Annotated in this window: 14 protein-coding genes and 1 pseudogene; 6 read left to right on the forward strand and 9 right to left on the reverse strand. The window is 43.6% G+C overall.

The genetic code is table 11. The annotated features are described in order from the left end of the window. The first annotated feature begins 118 nt into the window (after nt 1–118). The gene (gene carB, locus JCM14374_RS10500) at nt 119–3,346 is read left to right on the forward strand and encodes a carbamoyl-phosphate synthase large subunit (protein WP_054696993.1); all 3,228 of its coding nucleotides are present in this window, start codon (nt 119–121) and stop codon (nt 3,344–3,346) included. Nucleotides 3,347–3,452: 106 nt separating this feature from the next. Then, nucleotides 3,453–4,282 (forward strand): annotated as a pseudogene (locus tag JCM14374_RS10505) (deoxyribonuclease IV). Nucleotides 4,283–4,448: 166 nt separating this feature from the next. Here JCM14374_RS10505 and JCM14374_RS10510 read toward each other — a convergent pair. From JCM14374_RS10510 to JCM14374_RS10530, 5 genes are all read right to left on the reverse strand, one after another. After that, a complete protein-coding gene (locus tag JCM14374_RS10510; RefSeq protein ID WP_054696994.1) occupies nt 4,449–4,946 on the reverse strand; it encodes a DsrE/DsrF/DrsH-like family protein in 498 nt (165 codons plus the stop codon). Between the two features lie 140 nt (nt 4,947–5,086). Further along, the gene (locus JCM14374_RS10515; RefSeq protein ID WP_054696995.1) at nt 5,087–6,484 is read right to left on the reverse strand and encodes an amidophosphoribosyltransferase; all 1,398 of its coding nucleotides are present in this window, start codon (nt 6,482–6,484) and stop codon (nt 5,087–5,089) included. A gap of 276 nt (nt 6,485–6,760) precedes the next feature. Further along, nucleotides 6,761–7,540: a TIGR03915 family putative DNA repair protein gene (locus tag JCM14374_RS10520; protein ID WP_054696996.1), complete on the reverse strand. Its 780-nt coding sequence runs from the start codon at nt 7,538–7,540 to the stop codon at nt 6,761–6,763. Between the two features lie 53 nt (nt 7,541–7,593). Then, nucleotides 7,594–8,814 (reverse strand): putative DNA modification/repair radical SAM protein, encoded by a 1,221-nt coding sequence (locus tag JCM14374_RS10525; RefSeq protein WP_054697054.1) that lies wholly within the window; start codon nt 8,812–8,814, stop codon nt 7,594–7,596. Nucleotides 8,815–8,981: 167 nt separating this feature from the next. After that, nucleotides 8,982–10,262 (reverse strand): diaminopimelate decarboxylase, encoded by a 1,281-nt coding sequence (locus tag JCM14374_RS10530; RefSeq protein WP_054697006.1) that lies wholly within the window; start codon nt 10,260–10,262, stop codon nt 8,982–8,984. A 276-nt stretch (nt 10,263–10,538) separates the two neighbouring features. Between JCM14374_RS10530 and JCM14374_RS10535 the strand changes: the two genes are divergently transcribed. The 4 genes from JCM14374_RS10535 to JCM14374_RS10545 all read left to right on the forward strand — a co-directional run bounded on the left by JCM14374_RS10535 (nt 10,539) and on the right by JCM14374_RS10545 (nt 13,050). Beyond that, nucleotides 10,539–11,423 (forward strand): ABC transporter ATP-binding protein, encoded by an 885-nt coding sequence (locus JCM14374_RS10535; protein ID WP_054697009.1) that lies wholly within the window; start codon nt 10,539–10,541, stop codon nt 11,421–11,423. 4 nt (nt 11,424–11,427) lie between these two features. After that, nucleotides 11,428–11,691 carry a hypothetical protein gene (locus JCM14374_RS13610; RefSeq protein ID WP_157049081.1) on the forward strand — a complete coding sequence of 88 codons (264 nt, stop codon included), beginning with the start codon at nt 11,428–11,430 and terminating at the stop codon, nt 11,689–11,691. Further along, nucleotides 11,655–12,146, forward strand: a complete 492-nt coding sequence (locus JCM14374_RS10540; protein ID WP_054697012.1) for an ABC transporter permease subunit — start codon at nt 11,655–11,657, stop codon at nt 12,144–12,146. Before JCM14374_RS13610 ends, JCM14374_RS10540 begins: the two co-directional genes overlap by 37 nt. 109 nt (nt 12,147–12,255) lie before the next feature. Continuing rightward, entirely contained in the window at nt 12,256–13,050 is a 795-nt protein-coding gene (locus JCM14374_RS10545; protein ID WP_054697015.1) for an ABC transporter permease subunit, read from the forward strand. Nucleotides 13,051–13,171: 121 nt separating this feature from the next. On the opposite strand, the gene JCM14374_RS10550 is transcribed toward JCM14374_RS10545, so the two are convergent. From JCM14374_RS10550 to JCM14374_RS13620, 4 genes are all read right to left on the reverse strand, one after another. Continuing rightward, nucleotides 13,172–14,254, reverse strand: a complete 1,083-nt coding sequence (locus JCM14374_RS10550; RefSeq protein ID WP_054697017.1) for a C45 family autoproteolytic acyltransferase/hydrolase — start codon at nt 14,252–14,254, stop codon at nt 13,172–13,174. A gap of 48 nt (nt 14,255–14,302) precedes the next feature. Continuing rightward, nucleotides 14,303–14,521, reverse strand: a complete 219-nt coding sequence (locus JCM14374_RS13615) for a hypothetical protein (protein WP_172674209.1) — start codon at nt 14,519–14,521, stop codon at nt 14,303–14,305. Between the two features lie 158 nt (nt 14,522–14,679). After that, entirely contained in the window at nt 14,680–15,591 is a 912-nt protein-coding gene (locus JCM14374_RS10555) for a TetR/AcrR family transcriptional regulator (protein ID WP_054697019.1), read from the reverse strand. A gap of 294 nt (nt 15,592–15,885) precedes the next feature. Then, a complete protein-coding gene (locus JCM14374_RS13620; protein ID WP_157049083.1) occupies nt 15,886–16,026 on the reverse strand; it encodes a hypothetical protein in 141 nt (46 codons plus the stop codon). Between the last annotated feature and the right edge of the window lie 11 nt (nt 16,027–16,037).

Below are 16,037 nucleotides of genomic sequence, written 5' to 3' on the forward strand. Positions count from 1 at the left end.
AGGCTGCTAACGCATTTGACATATTTGATTTTTGTGATAAAATTAGTAAGTTTGATTTGAAATACACTGATAATGTCTGGTTAAAAGCCGCTTAATATCGTTAGACAGGAGGTATACTATGCCGAAACGAAACGACATTAACAAGATATTGATTATTGGATCAGGTCCGATTGTGATTGGACAGGCCTGTGAATTTGACTATTCGGGTACTCAGGCCTGTAAAGCACTGCGCAAACTTGGTTATGAGATTGTATTAGTCAATTCAAATCCTGCCACTATTATGACCGATCCGGGAATTGCGGATACCACTTATATTGAACCGCTCAATCTTAGAAGTCTCACCGACATAATTGCCAAAGAACGTCCTGATGCCTTGCTGCCTAATCTAGGGGGCCAATCAGCCTTAAACTTGAGTTCTGAACTATACAAAACCGGTGTTTTGGAACAATATGGGGTCAAAGTAATCGGCGTGCAGGTTGATGCTATCGAACGGGGTGAAGACCGCATCGCCTTCAAAGAAACCATGACTCGATTGGGTATAGAAATGCCTCTCAGCAAACCAGCCTACAGTGTTGAGGAAGCAGAACAAATAGCCGGCGAACTGGGGTATCCCGTGGTTATTCGTCCTGCCTATACCATGGGGGGTACCGGCGGCGGTCTGGTTTATAATATTGAAGAATTAAGAACCGTGGCCAGCCGAGGAATAGCGGCCAGTCTGGTAGGGCAAATCCTGGTCGAGGAATCGGTTCTGGGCTGGGAAGAACTCGAACTGGAAGTGGTTCGTGACGCCAAGAACCAGAAGATTACAGTCTGTTTTATCGAAAATATCGATGCCATGGGTGTGCATACCGGAGACTCTTTTTGCGCGGCCCCTATGCTGACCATCAGCCCTGAACTCCAGCAGCGATTACAAAAGTATTCCTACGATGTTGTGGATGCTATAGAAGTCGTTGGCGGAACTAACATTCAGTTCGCCCACGACCCCAAAACCGGGCGGGTAGTGATTATCGAAATTAATCCCCGCACATCACGTTCCTCCGCATTGGCTTCCAAAGCTACCGGCTTTCCCATTGCCATGGTCTCCACCATGCTCGCAGCAGGTATGACACTGGATGAGATTCCTTATTGGAGGGATGGCAGCCTCGATAAATACACGCCTTCAGGCGATTATGTAGTAATTAAATTCGCCCGCTGGGCCTTTGAAAAATTTCCGGGTTCCATCGACAAGCTGGGAACCCAGATGCGGGCTGTCGGCGAAGTAATGAGCATCGGCAAAAACTATAAGGAAGCCTTTCAAAAAGCTATTCGCTCCCTGGAAATCGGTCGATATGGTTTAGGCTTCGCCAAAGACTTTAACCAACGTTCACTAGATGAACTGCTTTCAATGCTGGCAGAACCGTCCAGTGAACGCCAGTTTATTATGTATGAAGCCTTGCGCAAAGGCGCTGATGTTGAACATCTTTATCACCTGACCCATATAAAATCGTGGTTTATACAGCAAATGAAAGAACTGGTTGAGCTTGAAGAAGAAATATTAAAATATAGAGAGCGGCAGCTGCCGGACGAATTGCTTATTCAGGCTAAAAAGGACGGTTTTGCTGATCGCTACTTAGCCTTCTTGTTAGATAAGTCCGAAACCGAAATTCGTGAACGCAGAACCGCTTTGGGTGTCGTGGAAGGATGGGAAGCGGTCCCGGTAAGCGGCGTGGAAAACGCATCATATTATTTTTCTACCTATAATGCTCCGGATAAAACCACGTCCAGCAATCGCGAAAAGGTTATGATTTTGGGCGGAGGCCCCAACCGGATAGGTCAGGGTATTGAATTTGACTACTGCTGCGTGCATACCGCCTTTGCCCTGCGGGATCTGGGTTATGAAACGGTTATCGTCAACTGCAATCCAGAAACGGTATCAACCGACTATGATACTTCGGATAAATTGTATTTTGAACCGCTCACTGTGGAAGATGTTCTCAGCATCTATGAAAAAGAAAAACCCCTGGGGGTAATCGTTCAATTTGGCGGTCAGACCCCCTTGAACATTGCCGCAGAACTGGCTAAAGCAGGTGTAACCATTCTGGGTACTACCCCGGAAACAATAGACCTGGCCGAAGACCGTGACCGTTTCCGCAAGATCATGGATAAGCTGAATATTCCCATGCCCGAGTCAGGCATGGCGGTCAATATTGAGGAAGCCCTGGCCATCGCCAAACGCATCGGCTATCCTTTGATGGTGCGGCCTTCCTATGTTTTGGGTGGGCGAGGTATGGAAGTTGTTCACGATGAAGAAATGCTCCGCCAGTACGTTTCTGCGGCTGTCGGGGTAACACCGGAGAGGCCGATTCTGATAGACCGGTTCCTCAGCAATGCTATAGAAGCTGAAGCTGACGCCATTGCCGATGGAAACGATGCTTTTGTGCCAACTGTAATGGAGCACATAGAACTGGCCGGCATCCACTCTGGAGACTCTGCCTGTGTAATTCCGCCCATCAGCATCCCGGCGCAGCATGTTGCTACCATTGAGGAGTATACCAGAAAGATTGCCAAAGAACTCAATGTAATCGGCCTGATGAATATGCAATATGCTATAGCTGATGACCGGGTTTATGTTCTAGAGGCCAATCCCAGAGCTTCGCGGACTGTTCCCCTGGTATCTAAGGTCTGTAATATTTCTATGGCAAGGATAGCTACTGAAATAATGATGGCCGCTCATTCCGGTAAAAAATACTCCGTCAATAACCTTAAATCTAGAAACATTCCCCATTATGGAGTCAAAGAAGCAGTATTCCCCTTCAATATGTTCCAGGAGGTCGACCCCATACTGGGCCCGGAAATGCGGTCTACCGGAGAAGTATTAGGCATCGCCGATTCGTTTGGACTGGCATATTATAAAGCTCAGGAAGCCACCCAATCTTTACTGCCCTTATCGGGGACAGTTTTGATTAGTATAAATGATCAGGATAAACCGGCAGCTCTGGAGACGGCTCGCGAATTCGCCAAGATGGGCTTTAAAATAAAAGCCACCGCAGGAACCTGCAAGTTCCTGCAGGAAAATGGCATAGACTGCGAAGAAATCAAAAAGCTTTATGAAGGTCGTCCCAATATTGTAGACGCTATTACTAACGGAGAGATTAATCTGGTCATCAATACCCCTTCCGGAAAACGCAGCAAACAGGATGATTCATATATACGTAAAGCGGCCATTAAATCAAAAGTACCTTATCTGACGACTATGGCTGCAGCCTTGGCCAGTGCCAAGGGTATTGCCGCTTATAACCAAGATGATCATTCACTCACCAGGTTAAAATCTTTGCAGGAATACCACGCGGACATTATAAATCAATAAACAAGCTGGTATAATACTGAAGAGGGCTGGTTATATCATTGACCAGTCCTTTCATCATATCTGATATCTGCTATTTTTATTATTGAATCAGGGGGTTCAAAGCTATATGTTAAATATCGGCTGTCATCTATCTGCCTCCAAGGGCTTCAAACATATGGGAGAAGAAGCGCTGAGTATAGGCGCTAATACATTTCAGTTTTTTACCCGCAATCCTCGCGGAAGCCAGGCCAAACCAATGGATGCAAACGATGCTGCTATGCTGATGGTATTGGCAAAGGAACATAATTTTGCGCCGATTCTGGCTCATGCCCCATATACGTTAAATCCCTGCTCCCCTGATGCGAGAGTACTAGAGTTTGCACATATTGTAATGGCCGATGATCTGGCAGGATGGAATATCTACCGAATAATTTATATGCTTTTCACCCGGGAAACCGTATGCAGCAAAAAGTTGAAACCGCAATTGAGCTTGTTGCTAACCTTCTTAATAGCGTTATGTTCGCAGAACAGGCCACAACCGTGCTGATTGAAACAATGGCCGGAAAAGGGAGTGAAATAGGTAAAAGTTTTGAGGAAATCAAACAGATCCTGGACCGAGTAGAATTAGATAATAAGCTGGGAGTCTGTCTGGACACCTGCCATATTTATTGTGCGGGTTACGACATTGTCAACGACCTGGATGGAGTGTTAGAACAATTTGATAAGATAATTGGTTTAAAAAGGCTGCAGGCTGTTCACCTTAATGACAGCCTGCAGCCTTTTGGCAGCTTGAAGGATCGCCATGCCCGCATCGGGGAAGGTATAATAGGTGTGGAAGCCATTATAAATACTATCAATCATCCCCTCTTGCGTCATTTACCATTCTACTTGGAAACCCCGAATGAAATATCCGGCTATGCTGAAGAAATCAGACTATTAAAAGCATCATATCGATAAGCCTTCTGGAAATAAATAATGTTTATATCGCGTCTCTTTTTGAATGTTTAAGCCCAATCACGATCCGAATTGATGTTGTTCAGATAAGCCCTGAACAGCAATGATGAACTGCCTGGATTTAATGAGATCAAACAGCAAACCATTTCAGGCCAAGTTGGTTTAAATTTTAAATAAATAAGCTGATATCGGCCTTGGCAGCATCTTCCAGGTATATTTTCACATCAGCGACTTCTATATCGGATATCAGTTCTTCTTCGGTAAAACCCATGATTTCCATAGACAGTTTACAAGCACAAAAGCGAACGCCTTTATTTCTGGCGCCTCTAAGAAAATCAGAAAGATGCGGGGCATCCTGATTATCCATCATGCTGACCAGCATAGACTTGCCTACACCGGCAAAATTCATTTTGGATAACGGCAAATCTTCGACATTGGCAGGGGTCATAGCCGCAAATATTTTTTTATAAAGATCCTTGTTTTTAGGGCTGACCTTATGTTCTTCTCTTAGTATCAGCAACCCCCAGAAGGCGCAAAATATGGTTACCTGCATCCCCATATCCCTGGCCCCGTTGGCCAGGATGAAAGCCGCCAAACATTTATCATAATCCGCACTGAATAGAAGAATATTCAGGTGCTTTTCTTCATTTGCCTGCTTGTCTGCCATATGTCTTTCTCCTTTATAATCCATTTATGATGCGCTGGCTATATTAGTTTTTACTATTAGCTGTTTCACGATGCGTCTTATAATAAAAAAGACCTCCGTATTTCAACGGAGGTCTTTCGTTGGTTTTTCAAAACCTTATTTTATTCCTTGCCGTTCCAGCAATAGGTGCATATTTTATCCGGTTCTATACCGATGGCTTCGATCATATCGTGCAGGTTTTGGTACTTTAATGAAGAAAAATCGAGTCTTTTGCATATGCAGTCCACCATGCAATGGTATTTTTCATTGGCCGGATCACAATAATTATCCAGTGACTCGGGCTCTTTTCCCTCCAGTTCTATAATGGCCTGTCGGGCCGCCAAATCCATTTCCGATCGAGAAGTTGAAAAGTTCAAGTATTTGCAGCCAAATACCAGCGGCGGGCAGGCCGGTCTGATATGCACTTCACGGGCTTTGCACTTATAGAGTAAATCTACAGTTTCCCGCAGCTGTGTGCCGCGAACAATGGAATCATCGCAAAAAAGCAAACTTTTATTATATACAAGTTCCGGAACCGGCATCAGTTTCATTTTGGCCACCAGGTTTCTGATATCCTGATCTTGTGGCATAAAACTGCGGGACCATGTAGGGGTATATTTAATAAACGGGCGTCCAAATGGAACTTTGGATTCGTTAGAGTAACCTATAGCATGGCCAACCCCGGAATCAGGTATGCCGGCCACCATATCTATTTCCACATTGTCGTTTCTCGCCAAAAGGGCGCCGTTTCTATACCGCATTACCTCTACGTTCATACCTTCATAGGTTGAAGACGGGTAGCCATAATAAACCCACAAGAAAGCGCAAATTTTCATTTTATCCCGAGAAGGAGATACTTTCTCAATCCCATCCGGGTTTAGAAATACAATTTCTCCCGGACCCAATTCATAATAAAACATGTATCCCAGGTTGGGGAAAGCGCAGGATTCAAATGAAACGCAGTATGAACCTTCTTTCCTGCCCACAATTATAGGAGTTCTGCCCAATCTATCCCTGGACGCAAATAACCCTTCAGGGGTTAACAGCAAAATTGAACATGATCCTTCGATTAATTCCTGGGCTCTTAACAACCCGTCTTTAAAGGAACTTTCCTGATCAATTATCACAGATACCAGTTCAGTTGGATTAATTGTGCCTTTGTTTGTTTCCAGAAAATGCATGTTTTTGGTAAAAACCCGGCTGGATATTTCATCTAAATTATTTATTCTTCCTACTGTACTGATGGCATATTGACCATGGTGTGAACGTACTATCAAAGGCTGTGGTTCTATGTCACTAATACATCCTATTCCCATATTGCCTTTCATTTTGGGCAGTTCGGATTCAAATTTGCTTCTAAACTGCGTATTTTCTATGTTGTGTATGGAATTATTAAAATTGTTTCCATCCCAAACAGCTATACCCCCCCGGCTTGTCCCCAGGTGGGAATGATAATCGGTACCGAAAAAAACATCAGTAACACAGTCACCCTTTGAAACAACTCCAAAGAATCCACTCAAATTTAACACCTCTGATTAAATTAGAATATTATATAAATATAATTTATACTCCTGCCGGAGCACCAATATATATTCTATCACAACCATAGAGAGATAACAGTATCCAATCCATACCTAATTTAAGTCAAAAAAAGCACCCTTCGCCCTGAGCAAATGCTTCCGCCATATCCCAGATGGCGATATCTATTTTAATAAGCCTTTCCTGCTCTGCCGCTATCAGAGATTCTATTTTCTGCCGCTTGCTTTTTAGCTGCCGCGTAATTCAAAGGCGTCTCCTTATGAATCGTTATCATTAAAATAAGGCTGGAATTCGACCAGATGTTTACGGTAACGATATGGAACAAATTGCGCTTGCAGGCGCGGATTGCGTCTTGAATCTATACAAATTTTATAAAAATAAAGCTTCCATAGTTCCTCATAAGGGTCTTGTTCAAGTATGGCACTGTCCAGAGGTTGCTCCAGGTTAAGCAGGTACCAGGGCCGCTGGGTGTTGGGACGGTTGTTTTTGTTCTGTCCATCATAAATGACGGCCAGGTATCTTTTACAGTCTTCAATCAGCCAGCGTTCATTCTTAAGACGCTCGGCAAAATGATCGGCTAATAAAGGCAGAATATTGTGATCGGGTGTAATTTTTGCATGTAAGAATTTGCCGTTATCGCTAAAGCGCAGCAACCCCAAAAGGCGATGCACCTCTAGAGTCACCTTGCGGGCAGTTTTGTGCAAAGGCTGAACATCAGGGTGAGTATGGTATGAATCAAGTTTCGCGCCAAGGCGAAATCCCAAACGCAGATAGTTTAAAATAAGGTTCTCTTTGTCCGGACATGACGATAAAAAAGTATGATAGATGTTATGCAGTGAATTGCCGGACAGTTTTTCCTCGATGGCCTTATATACCCTATGAGCATAATCGGGGTTGGTGACCACATCACAACTGCTATCTGCCAGCGAAGGCTGGTAGCCTTCCCGGTAATAGATGCCGTTGGCTTTTTCCCGGTAATAATTATAGTAAACACAGGTTAATAGCCCGTCAAAGCTGCCATCGTATAAATAATCCATGTTTTTCCTTTCCTGATTATCACCAACACATTAGTCAGACAACACCTTACACCTCAGAACAAAGACAGCTGCACCGCTTGAGGCTGCGGCGGGGCTAAAATCCTGCGCACCGTCAAGGGGTCAAAGGGTTTATTTCCGGAATAAACGCCTTTGCAGGTGATAAAATACTGGGCTCTTTTATAAGCTACCCCCAGCTTTTTTAAATCATCAGCAGAGATATAGGCCAGCCGGCGCTGGGACATAATGCGCCGGGCTGATTTTACCCCGATCCCCGGAACCCTTAGCAGCTCTTCATAACTGGCCCGGTTAATCTCCAGCGGGAAATACTCCGGATGACGCAAAGCCCATGACATCTTGGGATCAACATCTGTTTCCAGGTAGGCATGAGATGGGTCGACTATTTCATCTACTGTAAAATGGTAGTAACGCAGGAGCCAGTCAGATTGGTATAAACGATGCTCCCGTAAAAGAGGCGGAGCGGTAGCAAGTGACGGAAGATTAGAATCTTCATTAACCGGAACATAGGCCGAATAATAAACACGTTTCAATTTATAATTCTGGTACAGGTTCTGGGTGGTCTGCAGGATGGTCAAATCTGAATCCTGGCTGGCTCCGATGATCATCTGGGTGGACTGGCCGGCAGGTGCAAATTTGGGAGTATGGCGGAAATGTCTGCGGTCTTCCCTATTTATGATAATCTGTTCTTTCACCTGTTTCATAGGTGAATAAACCATAGGGAGGGATTTCTGCGGCGCCATTAAGCGCAGGCTCTCTTCACTGGGCTGTTCAATGTTTACACTCATCCTATCGGCCAGCAGCCCGGCCTGATAAACCAAATTCGGGTCAGCGCCCGGGATGATTTTAATATGTATATATCCGAAAAACTCATATCTTTGGCGAAGCTCGGTCAGAACCTGAATGACCTTCTCCATGGTGTAGTTAGGAGATTTTTCCACAGCGGAACTAAGAAACAATCCTTCGATATAATTACGCCGGTAGAATTGCATAGTCAGATCAGCAATCTCCCGGGCGGTAAAACTCGCGCGGGGTACGTCATTAGAACGCCGGTTGACGCAATAGCGGCAATCATAAATACAATCGTTGCTCAATAGTACCTTGAGCAACGATATGCAGCGTCCATCCTCTGACCAGGCATGGCATATCCCGCATGATACGGTGCTGCCCATTCCTCCCGCATTACCCCGCGAAATCCCGCTGGAGGCGCAGGACACATCATATTTAGCCGCTCCGGTTAAAACCGAAAGCTTCGTCATTGTATCCACAAAACTCACCTCAAAGCTGTATAGATTACTTTAGTATAGCATTATTACAGCGATGAGGCAAACGTTTGTTCTGTGTGCATGCTTGACTAAAGCCAATACTGACAACCTTGTCCCGCTTTATTCCATATTTAATCGAAAAACTGCCATATGATTTGTGTTTAGCGAAATCTTTTTCCGATTAGCTTGGCGTTAACCGACTCATCAAAATCAAAAGTCGCAAAATAGTCGGCCGGAGTCTCGGCGCGCCTTATAAGTTGCGCCGTTCCGTCCTCTCTCAGCAGCACTTCAGCTGAGCGTAACTTCCCATTATAATTGTATCCCATTGCATAGCCGTGCGCGCCGGTATCATGAATTACGACCAGATCTCCAATATCAACTTTAGGCAGCATACGGTCAATAGCGAATTTATCATTGTTTTCGCATAGTCCGCCAGTAACATCGTACATATGATCAGCAGGCAGGTCTTCCTTACCCATAACAGTTATATGGTGATAGGCCTTATACATGGCCGGTCTCATGAGGTTGGCGGCGCAGGCGTCCAGACCCACGTAATTTTTATGGATGTTCTTATGATGAATGGCCGTAGTTACGAGGCAGCCATAGGGACCAGTCATATAACGTCCCAATTCAGTATAGATAGCAATGTCCTCCATACCCGCAGGAACCAGGATTTCCTCATAAACCTGACGCACCCCGTCGGCGATTGCAAAAATATCGGCAGCCTCCTGTTCCGGACGATAAGGTATGCCAATACCCCCTGAGAAATTTATAAAGGCTATATGCGCCCCTGTTTCCCGTTTCAGTTCTACCGCCGTTTGGAACAATATGCGAGCCAATGTCGGGTAGTAGTTATTATCAGTATTGTTGCTGGCCAGGAATGCATGCAGGCCAAAATGCTTGACACCTTTGCCCTGCAGAATTTTGAACCCGTCAGTCAGCTGCCGGCGTGTAAAACCGTATTTGGCCTCACCGGGCGTATCCATAATCTGATTGTTTATAACAAAATCACCGCCGGGATTGTAACGGCAACTAATGGTTTCCGGTATCCCCGCAACCTTCTCCAAAAAGTCTATGTGGGTAATGTCATCCAGGTTGATAGTAGCGTTCAGCCGCCGGGCCAGTATGAAATCTTCGCGAGGCGTAACATTTGATGAAAACATGATGTCGCTTCCTTCAAAACCACAAGCGTCACTTAACATAAGTTCCGTATAAGATGAACAATCTACCCCGCATCCCTCTTCTTTCAATATCTTAAGCAGGGTGGGATTAGGCGTGGCTTTGACCGCAAAAAACTCCTTGAAACCGGGATTCCAAGAAAAGGCCTCGTACAAACGGCGCGCATTTTCCCTAATGCCCTTCTCATCATAAAGATGAAACGGAGTGGGATACTCTTTGACAATATCCCTTAATTGATCTAATTCAACGAATATCTTCTTCATGATTTACCTCCAAAGTAACATTGTTATATCGCATTTTAACATAGGATTTGTCAATTTGAGTTGTATACTTGTTGATTTCTCAGGGAGGGAGCAGGTAATTTACGATTCATCGCTGGCAAATATTCTTTTAATATTTACTATTTCCTTGTTTATCACGTTAAAACGCTAGAAGCCTGTCCGAAACCACACATATTTGAAGGCCAGCGTCCGCGGCATATTTCCCGCCCAGGCCGGTTAAGATAAAAACAGGTTTATAATAGACGCGGAGAATACAGCATGCATGTGATAGAAACTAACAAACTGACCAAATATTATGGACAGGCCCGGGGGATTATTGAGGTCAGCTTTGAGGTGCAGGAAGGAGAAATATTCGGGTTCATCGGGCCCAACGGGGCTGGTAAATCCACTACCATCAGAACCCTTCTGGGACTAATATATCCAACCAGCGGATCAGCAAAAATATTCGGCAGGGATTGCATCAAAGAAGGACCGGAAATCAGACGGCAAATAGGCTATCTACCTTCCGAGGTGTACTATTATGACAATATGAAGGTTATCGACCTGTTAAAGTATTCCGCCAGTTTTTATCCCCATACAAACAGCAAACGTATTTATGAATTAGCTAAAATAATGGATTTGGATGTAAACAAAAAGATTGACGATCTCTCCTATGGCAGTAAAAAGAAAGTCGGAATAGTACAAGGCCTGCTGCACCGCCCCAAACTCATCATTTTGGACGAACCGACCGGGGGGCTGGACCCCCTCATGCAACACAGGTTCTTTGAACTGATTCGTGAAGAAAACCAAAACGGAGTTACCGTTCTTTTCTCATCGCATATTTTGAGCGAGGTACAGAAAATATGTACACGGGTAGGCATAATTAAAGAAGGATCCATGGTTAAAATCGAAGATATTAATGAACTGGGACAAAAAAATTACAAGCGATTCAAGGTTGAAATGGCGGAACCGGTTATGGCGGATTATTTTGATCTGGCGGGAATTGAAAGTTTATCTGTGCATGAAAAGACGGTAAGCTTCCTTTATAACGGTGATATCAATAAAATCATTGCCAAACTATATACGAGAAAAATAAACAACCTTATTGTAGAAGAACCTTCATTGGAGGAGATATTCATGCACTATTATGAAAAGGAAGCCTAATCTTATGAATATTTACTGTCACGAGCTGAAGATGTCAATACGTTCCATGCTCTATTGGACCCTGGGAATGATCCTGGGATTGTGGTTCTTCATGATGATGTTTTCCGCCGTATCACAAGACGCTGCTTTAATCAGTAAAATCGCCAGCCAATTTCCGCCCGAGGTAGTACGGGCCATGGGATTGACCACCCTGGACTTGACTACCGTATTGGTTTTTACGGTTATATATTCATGTTTATCCTGCTGGTCTCTTCGGTCTACGCTCTGAAGTCCGGCATGTCAGCCTTATCAGAGGAAATCCGCGTCAAAACCGCCGATTTTTTATTATCCAAGCCCGTTTCTCGCAATGCCATAGTAACTGCCAAAGGGTTGAGTGTATTAACGCTTTTAGGGCTGCAAACCGTCCTATATTTTTTTGGCGCACTAATTATTGTGCAGGTAATAGCTGCTCAACCTTTTAATAAATCTGTCTTTGTATTGATAAATCTTAGTCTATTCCTGGTAGGACTTTTTTTTGCCGGCTTGGGACTCTTTCTTTCAGTCGTGATTAGAAAGATTAAGAACGTACTGCCGCTTGCGCTGGGTATAGTTTTCGGTTTTGCCGTTTTACAAATGTTGAATCAATCCCTGACTGATCCGGTGCTGGCATATTTCACGCCCTTTGCCTATTTCGATATTGCCAGGATTATCACGCCAAGGCCTATGAAACTGCTTATGTATTAAGTGATGCAGTTTTATCTGTATTTTTTATTTTGCTAACATTCATCATCTACCAGCATAAGGATATTCCATCGTTATAGTTTACTAAAAAAAACCTGAAAGCAGGTACACCATGAATATAGTATTAAGAGAGCTGCGCTCCAACTTAACATCGCTGGTTATATGGTGTTTGGCCATGATTATTCTGATTGCTATTGGTATGGTCAAATTTGCAGGCCTTGAAGCGGCAGGGCAAAGCGCCCACGAATTCCTGAATCAGCTGCCGCCGGTTATAAAAGGTATTTTAGGCATTAATTATTTGGATTTAACTTCTATATCCGGTTTTTACGGAATCTTTTTTCTGTATTTCTCACTGCTGGGCGGCACGCATGCCGTTATGCTGGGAGCGGACATCATTTCCAAAGAGGAACGGGACAAAAGCGCCGATTTTTTATTTGTAAAACCTGTTACCCGCAGTAAAATTATTACCGCCAAGTTAGCTGCGGTTATTATAAATTTGGCGGTATTTAATTTAGTAACCTATTTGGCGTCGTTGTTCTTCGCGGCTAAATATAACCGGGGCGAACCTATTAACAATCAGATAGGCTACCTGATGATTTCCTTATTCATGCAGCAATTTATTTATGCATCCATTGGCCTGACTATATCGGGCCTGGCGAATAACGCTAAGAGAGCGGCCTCTTTGTCCACAGCCTTATTTTTAACCACCTTTTTTCTATCAGCGGCCATTGATCTCTATAATAAAATTGATTTTCTGAAATATCTAACCCCTTTCAAATACTTTCCAGTTATCGAGGTTATGAAAGGTTCCTTCAGCTTCATCTTCATATTTTTAACTGCAGCAATAATAACTGCTTGCACAGTGTTAACCTATATCACTTATCAAAAACGTGATATTTATATTTAAAAAAAGAAGAGCCTTGCAATTGCCAGGCCAACGCATGTCTTGTCGCTGTTTCCCTTCAAAACAGATTACTCTTTCTTTTTATCGTCACACTTGTCATCTGCGTTTTATTTTATTCGCATACCTAAAAGCTATAGCGGATATATTCATTCTCGCAGGGATGGCCGCAGGTGACATATATAGCTCCTTCCTCGGGAACCATAACAAATGATGCCAGGGTCACTGACGGGGTAGTGCTGGAATCATCATGACGGCAGATGGAAAGCGGAAAGTTTTCGTGGTTTGCCAGTATCTCCATGGCAGTTTGAGGGGTAATCCGGCCGTAGTCATTATGCATCAGTCTGCTGATATTTTTGTAACGGTCAAAGCTCTCCGTGGCCATTATCGGGGGCATGTATCCCATCTCCGCCAGATATGCCATCATATCGTCATCTTTAAAACGTTCGGTCAGATAATGGTTGGAGTGCAGTATAAGGTCGTTATCCGGATAAATGATTTCATAATCATTATAGGTGCTTTCAATACCGATAATAACACCATTAGAATCAGCCAGATGATAATAGCCCAGGCCGCGGGCCACTTGACTTAGAAGTTTCATAGCATCATGAATATTTTGTTGCCGCATCACCCGGGGCATATAACAGGCCAAAGGAAGATTAAAGGCATAATTTTTACCCAAAGTAGCCATGGCGCAAATGCCGTAACCAGCAGAAGAAATGATATACTCGGAAGAATTTGCGAAGCTGAGAATATACTGATCTGGACCACCTTCATGGTGGACTTTTAAGAAGTCAATCGTTGCACTAGGTGCCCAGTCGATATTCTGGCCTAGGATGGTCCTACCGCCAACCGTGGCGTTTCCGGCAGCTGCAAAACCAGTACACAAGCTAATGATGGCCTGGTAATAAAAAAGCAGTTCAAAAATACAGCGATTAGTCAAGATTTCCGCAAAACTTAACCCAGTTGCATCCGCCTGGCCTTTCATGATGTCGACCAAATAAGGGTCAAATTGCTGGATTAATGGCAGGAACTTCGTTGCCATAGCCATAACTTGTTCTTTTTTAACCTGGTACATTAACTCCATATTATTAAAATTGTTTGCGGTAGTCTGATAAAAACTCTCCCGGCAGCCTTCGCCCCATTGCAATCCGATTTCATAGGCGGTGCCACAGCACTCCACCAGTTTAAATTCTTTGGTTATCTTCATCAGAAAAACACTCCTCGTTCCCATATTTTAAATTCCTCAAAATACAATCTACCTGCTCCTGGCACTGAGAATCTTATCAAAGAAGTCAATTGCTTCCGGGGTTAGCCCGGTAACCTTTTGGCATTCATCCTGTACCATTTTGCTACACTTATCACAGACATGATTTGCACAACGATTGTATTTAATGTCTTTGTAACGGAAATCGGAAAATGGAATCCCGAATTGCTTTTTGCAGATTGAACATATGGTTGTGTATATGCTCATCACTCCCAACGTTTACGGGCTTTTAGTTCACCCCTTACTGGCGTTTTTGTTATTTTATTCCAGGAATTTAGGGCGCAAAATATCTGTGCGTTGCAAACCGCTCCTCCGTGGCCTGCCGCAATTACCCTGGGTTTATCCCTATCTGTAAAGTTGAACCCGCGTTATTTCTTTTTAGTTAGTTTTTTACTTTGAGCCGTCTTTTGTCCTGGGAACAGTCTCTCCCAAATGTCGATCAGTTCTGGGGTAAGTCCGGTGATCAGTTGAGCTTCATCTTGAATCGTTTTACCGCAATCATCGCAGACGTGAAAAGCTCCGCGGTTGTATTTTATGTCTTTGTAACGGAAATCTGTAAAGGGGATTTGGAAATCCTTTTTGCAGATCAGGCATTCAGCTTTATATTCATCCAGCCCTTCCTGATAGGGGCTAGACTTTGAAGATCTGGGTTTTGTTTTCCTATTCAGCCATTCATCGTTTTCCTCAAAGTCTGATCTGGCCCTAAATCCGAGCCAAAAATCTTTCCAAACTGCTCGAATCCATTCCTCTTCGGATTTGGGGGTGGCAATCATCCAGTTTAAAAGTCCTTCTTTCATGGCTCGAAAGGTAAACATCAGTTTGGCAGGATCATCCCTGCGGATGATTCCCTCTTCCATGCCCTGAAAAAATAACGCTTCCATCTGGGTTCTGAAAAAAAGTTCACGTTGAGCAAGGTCTTTCCAGAACTCTTCGCGTAACACATCGGGAGTAAAGAGGGTAATCTGGTTCCAAAACGCCTGGCTCTCAGGATTTCTGTAGAAATACAGGATTTCTTCTTCAAAGATATAAAACAGCCTTTCAGCCAGCTTCATGTCCTTTGAATCACCAATGACCCGTTCCATAAGCTTTACATAATCATCGGCCACATCCTGATAAACGGCAAAAAACAGATCCTCCTTCCCCTTATAATGGTTGTAGATAGATGCTTTATTGATTCCGACTGCTTCAGCTATTTCCTGCATGGTGGCCCCTTCGTAACCTTTGTTTGCAAAGATAGAAAGGGCGGCCTCTCTGATCCTTTCTTTGGTGTTTAATTTCATAGTTGTTGTTGCCTCTTTCCGCGGAAAAAACTAACAACCGGTTGTTAGTTTTAATTTACCACGATTTTTTTTATTGGTCAATTAATAAATCCCAGCATCAATTTCTCTCAAAACTAGAATATATCATTTATTTATATAGAGACAAGGGTCCCATCCCATCAGCCATATCAGCCATTTATTTTATCTTTCAAAATCAATCAAAATCAAGATAGTTGAAAATGATAGGTAAAATTAGAACCCCCTTAAAATCAGGGGGTTCTAATAGTTTCCTTAAAAGAATGTTTTCAAGCCATCTTATTTTTTCTTCTTTTTTTTATCAACAGCGGAAACTTTCATGTCGTTTTTCCCGCCTTTTTCAGCCCATTCTTCGCTGGGCACACCCCACGTTGGCGATACTTCTTGTTTCTTATGGTTCATATCTTTATTTTCAGCCACAGACTTCACCT

The organism is Syntrophomonas palmitatica JCM 14374 (assembly GCF_001311885.1).
Lineage (GTDB): Bacteria > Bacillota > Syntrophomonadia > Syntrophomonadales > Syntrophomonadaceae > Syntrophomonas_A > Syntrophomonas_A palmitatica.